General features: G+C 64.6%; 3 protein-coding genes. 1 reads left to right on the top strand and 2 read right to left on the bottom strand.

What is annotated here, in order from left to right; translation table 11 throughout:
- Window positions 1-169: 169 nt before the first annotated feature.
- Window positions 170-1363, bottom strand: coding sequence for a DUF5924 family protein (locus IRZ12_RS15800; protein WP_296470436.1), 1194 nt, complete (start codon window positions 1361-1363; stop codon window positions 170-172).
- Window positions 1364-1525: 162 nt separating this feature from the next.
- Between IRZ12_RS15800 and IRZ12_RS15795 the strand changes: the two genes are divergently transcribed.
- Window positions 1526-4057, top strand: coding sequence for a glucose/quinate/shikimate family membrane-bound PQQ-dependent dehydrogenase (locus tag IRZ12_RS15795; protein ID WP_296470432.1), 2532 nt, complete (start codon window positions 1526-1528; stop codon window positions 4055-4057).
- Between the two features lie 2 nt (window positions 4058-4059).
- Here IRZ12_RS15795 and IRZ12_RS15790 read toward each other — a convergent pair whose 3' ends face one another.
- Window positions 4060-4476, bottom strand: a complete 417-nt coding sequence (locus IRZ12_RS15790) for a VOC family protein (protein WP_296470429.1) — start codon at window positions 4474-4476, stop codon at window positions 4060-4062.
- Between the last annotated feature and the right edge of the window lie 143 nt (window positions 4477-4619).

Here is a 4619-nt window from a genome sequence, read left to right as displayed (position 1 = left end):
CGGGATTTCCAGGGATACGGACAAAGCGGCGCGACGAATTATGTCAGCGCCGGTGCATCGTATGCATTGTCACCCCGCACGAAGCTCTATGTGGGGCTCGGGCACGGGCGTCCGGCCAACGAAGGAAGCCGCACCAATGTCGGCGTGGGCCTGAACCACAGCTTTTGAACTATGGGCCCGGCGAGGGAGCGGGTGCCTCCGGCTGGGGGCCGGGCCGTTTTGCTGGCAATGCCGCTCCCGCACCGGGCGTGGCCGCGGGTTCGTCCGCAGCGCTTTCGTCCGCATGGGTGGGGTCGGCGCCGGGCGCTGGACGCGCCGGTTCCGGCGGTTGGACTTGAGCGTCGGGCGCGTCGTTTTCCACGCGAAACCGGAGGGTGCCAATCATTTGGCCGGCATCCGTGATCACCTTGACCTGCCAGCGACCGCGCGGGTCGGCGGGGAAGTTCTGCTTGTGCGTCCAGGCGCGATAACCTTCTTTGCGTCCGCCGCGGATATCGAGCGCGATGCGGTCCACTTCCCTGCCGTTGTGTATCCACACGTGGTAAATGTGCTCTCTCAGGCCCAGCGGAGCATTGATCGCCGTGTACGCATAAAGGCCCCGGGCATGCAGCTGCTCCGGTCGTATCGATTGCACGCGGTGGCCGGCCTCCATTTTGCTGCGGTCCAGCTCCGTCGAGATCGCAACCTCGGTCAACCACAGCGTGGCGGGGGGAACCCACGGCCGGGCCAGCCACCCGGCGGAACCCAATGCCGCCATGAGCCCGACGGCAGCCCATTTGCGCCATCGCGCCTCGACTGACAGCAGCTCGGAAAGCGTCGGAAAGGACAGCAGCACGGCCACTCCCAGTGCCAGCTTATAGCTATCGCCGGTCGGGACGCGCAGGATCAGTGGCAGCGCGGTGAGCAAGACCGCGAAAAGCGTGAAAGTGTGAAAAGTCAGGAAGAGCCAGCGGCGGGTCGAGAGCCACTTGAAATAAAGGGGATCGACTAGGGCGATGAGGGCGGCGGTGCCGAGCAGTCCAGTGAATAAGGCCTGCCCGCTATTCCACGTAGTGGCCGTGTAGAGAAAGGGCAGGACGAAGAACAACCCTTCCTGGTGGATCATTTGCGTGACGTAGCGGAGTACCGGGACGGGTATGGTCCAGCCGAAACGTTGGGCAATGCGTTTGCGCAAGGCCTGTTCGATCATCAGCCAAGCCCAGCTGACTAGCATGACGATCGCGATGACGCGGGCGAAGGCCTCGTGGCGATCGACGGTGACGAAGCTGACGATGCCCGAAATGAAGCCGAAGACCGCGATGGTGCCCGGATAGCGTTGAGCCAGCGCGATAAGGCGGAGCAGCAGAGTTTTCCAGATAGGCACGGTACGTCCGGCGCGGCGCACGGAAAGGCGGGGGCTGCCTGGCTACAGGCGCATCGCCCGGCTGGCCGGCCCATGCATGTTAGCACCGTCATGGGGTCGGCCGGACGGGCACGAAACTTGTTGCCAGCACCGACTTGTTCGGACGCTGCCAAGGAGATCCTCATGCATTCGGCTCCCCGTTACGGATTGTTGATCGCGACCGGCCTGGTGGTTGGTTTGTGTGGCATCACCCTGGCGGTGGGCGGCGCCTGGCTCATTGCGTTGCGTGGGTCCTGGTTCTATCTCGTCGCAGGGGCGGCCATGCTGGCATGCGGCGTACAGTTGGCGCGCCGCCGTGCGTCAGCGTTGTGGATTTTCGCTGCCCTGGTCTTGGGTACCTTGCTCTGGGCCCTGTGGGAGGCCAGCCTCGATTGGTGGCCGCTCGCTGCACGCGGGGACGTAGTGTTCCTGATAGGACTATTCCTCTTGACGCCATGGATAGGCCGTCGGCTTGACGCGGCGTCCCCCTCGTCGATGTCCGGCACGCCCTCCGCGGCGTTGAAGGCGGGACGCGCTGCACTCACGGTCGCGCTCGGCCTGTTCTTGGCGGTGGGCATCGTTTCGTGGTTCGTGGATCCGCACAAGATCGAAGGCGTGGTGAGCGATGCTGGGCCGGCGCCAGCCCCCGGAAGCCGGGTGGCCGAATCCGAATGGACGGCCTACGGCGGCACCGGCTACGGCCAGCGCTATTCGGCACTGGCCCAGATCACGCCGGACAATGTCGGGCGACTGGAAGAGGCGTGGGTATATCGAACCGGGGACGTGCGCGGCCGCGAGGGCGATCCGGAGGAGACGACGTTCCAGGTCACGCCGCTGAAGATAGGCAATCGGCTGTACCTGTGCACGCCGCATCAGTCCGTGATTGCGCTGGACGCCACCTCGGGCGAGGAGTTGTGGCGCTACGACCCGCATGTCCAGGAAAAACTGGCCCTGCAGCATCTGACGTGCAGGGGCTTGTCGTACTACTCGGGAGCATCTGCAGGTGATGCGATGGCAGTCGCAGCTGCGGCGCCGGAGGGGGAAGGTGCAGCGCCCGCTGGACGTCCCGCTTCGGATGCGCCCGTACCTTTCGCTGCTGACGGGCCTGGCCCGTCCATTGCCGCCCGGGACGGCCCCACTTCCGCATCGTGCGCGGCTAAGTTATTCATGCCCACGGCGGATGGCCGGATCATCGCGATCAATCCCGAAGACGGTACCGTATGCGCCGACTTCGGCGGCGGAACCGGCCAGATCGACCTGTGGCGCAACATGCCTAATGTCAAGCCGGGGTCGTATTACTCGACTTCTCCTGTCGTGGTGGCGCGGGGCCTGATCGTCGTGGGGGGCACGGTGCTCGACAACGTGTCGGTGAACGAGGCCTCCGGCGTGATCCGTGCGTTCGACATTCGTTCCGGCCGACTGGTATGGAACTGGGATTCCGGCAACCCAGACGACACTGCGCCGATCGGGGACGGCCGGACTTACACCGCCAACTCGCCTAACAGCTGGTCGATATCGAGCGTGGACGAAGATCTCGGCATGGTCTACGTCCCCCTCGGCAATCAACCGCCGGACCAATGGGGCGGGAATCGCAGCGAGGGCGCCGAGAAGTACTCGTCGTCGGTGGTCGCGCTCGACCTCGATACGGGCCGGGTGCGGTGGTCATTCCAGACCGTGCATCACGACTTGTGGGATTACGACGTGCCTGCGCAGCCCAGCCTGATCGATTTGAATGTCGGCGGGGCGACCGTACCTGCACTGGTGCAGCCCACCAAGCAGGGCGAGGTTTTCGTCCTCGACCGGCGTACGGGCGAACCGGTGCTGCCCGTCTCGGAGAAGCCCGTTCCGCAGGGGGCCGCACGCGGAGACCGCACCTCCGCCACGCAGCCGGTTTCGGTGTTGTCGTACGATCCGCCGCCGCTGACCGAAGCGAGCATGTGGGGTGCCACCCTCTTCGACCAGCTGGCGTGCCGCATCATGTTCCGCAAGCTGCGCTATGAGGGCCGGTATACGCCGCCCTCGACCCAAGGATCACTGGTCTACCCGGGGAATTTCGGGGTTTTCAACTGGGGCGGCATCGCCGTCGACCCACATCGCCAGATCGCATTCACCACGCCGACTTATCTCGCGTTCGTCTCGCAGCTGATCCCGCGCCAGGACGACACGACACTCTACGTACAGGGGCGCGACCGCCCCCACGACAGCCTGCCTTCCCTCAATGAAAATTTCGGTGCACCGTTCGCCGTCAGGCTGAGCGCCTTTACTTCGGCGCTGGGACTGCCCTGCCAGGCCCCGCGGTGGGGATACGTGGCGGGCGCAGACCTGCGGACCGGCGAAATTGTCTGGAAACACAAGAACGGCACCGTTCGCGATAGCTCGCCTCTTCCGCTGCCGTTTCGCATGGGTGTGCCGAACCTAGGTGGACCCGTCATGACGGCGGGCGGCGTCGCCTTCTTGTCCGGCACGCTCGACTATTACGTCCGGGCCTACGACGTGCGCAACGGGGCACAGCTTTGGAAAAGTCGCCTGCCCGCAGGCGGCCAGGCGACGCCCATGACTTATCTCGGTGAGGATGGACGGCAGTACTTGCTGGTCGTGGCCGGGGGCCACGGTTCGCTGGGCACGAAGGCGGGCGATTATGTCATCGCCTATGCATTGCCACGGGACGGCGGGTGAATTCAGGAGGCCACCACCACCATCCAGGTCACGCCGAAGCGGTCGGCCACCATGCCGAAACGTGACGAGAAGAAGGTGGGCGTCATCGGCGCCAGCACCTGGCCTCCATCGCCCAGCGCGGCGAATAGGCGCTCGGCTTCCGCGTCATCGGCCGCACTGATGGACAAGGCTACGCCCTTGAACTCGGCAGGGCCCTTGCACATGCCGTCCGACCCCATGACCAGGGTGTCGCCGACTTGCAGCGCCATGTGCAGGATCTTGTTTTCCGAACCAGGCGGAGGCGCGCATGACTCGTCCGGCGGTGCCGGGCTGTCCTTGAAGCGCATCATCATGACGACTTTTGCGCCGAGGGTCTTGCCGTAAAACTCGGCCGCTTCTTCCGCGCGGCCTTCGAAGAACAAATAGGGCTGGACTTGCATGTCGACTCCTTGGAGGGGATTGCCGAAACGAGGGTGCAGGAAGAAGGTGCGCGGATTGTGGACAGTGTTCACATAAATTATCAGAGATAATGGACAGTGTCCACATGGAGTTTGAATGACGCGTCTGGCTACCCCCAAGCCCC

This window comes from Pigmentiphaga sp., from assembly GCF_019689535.1.
Lineage (GTDB): Bacteria > Pseudomonadota > Gammaproteobacteria > Burkholderiales > Burkholderiaceae_B > Pigmentiphaga.
The sequence above is the reverse complement of the archived record's forward strand: the minus strand, read 5'-3'. Positions and strand labels throughout refer to the sequence as shown.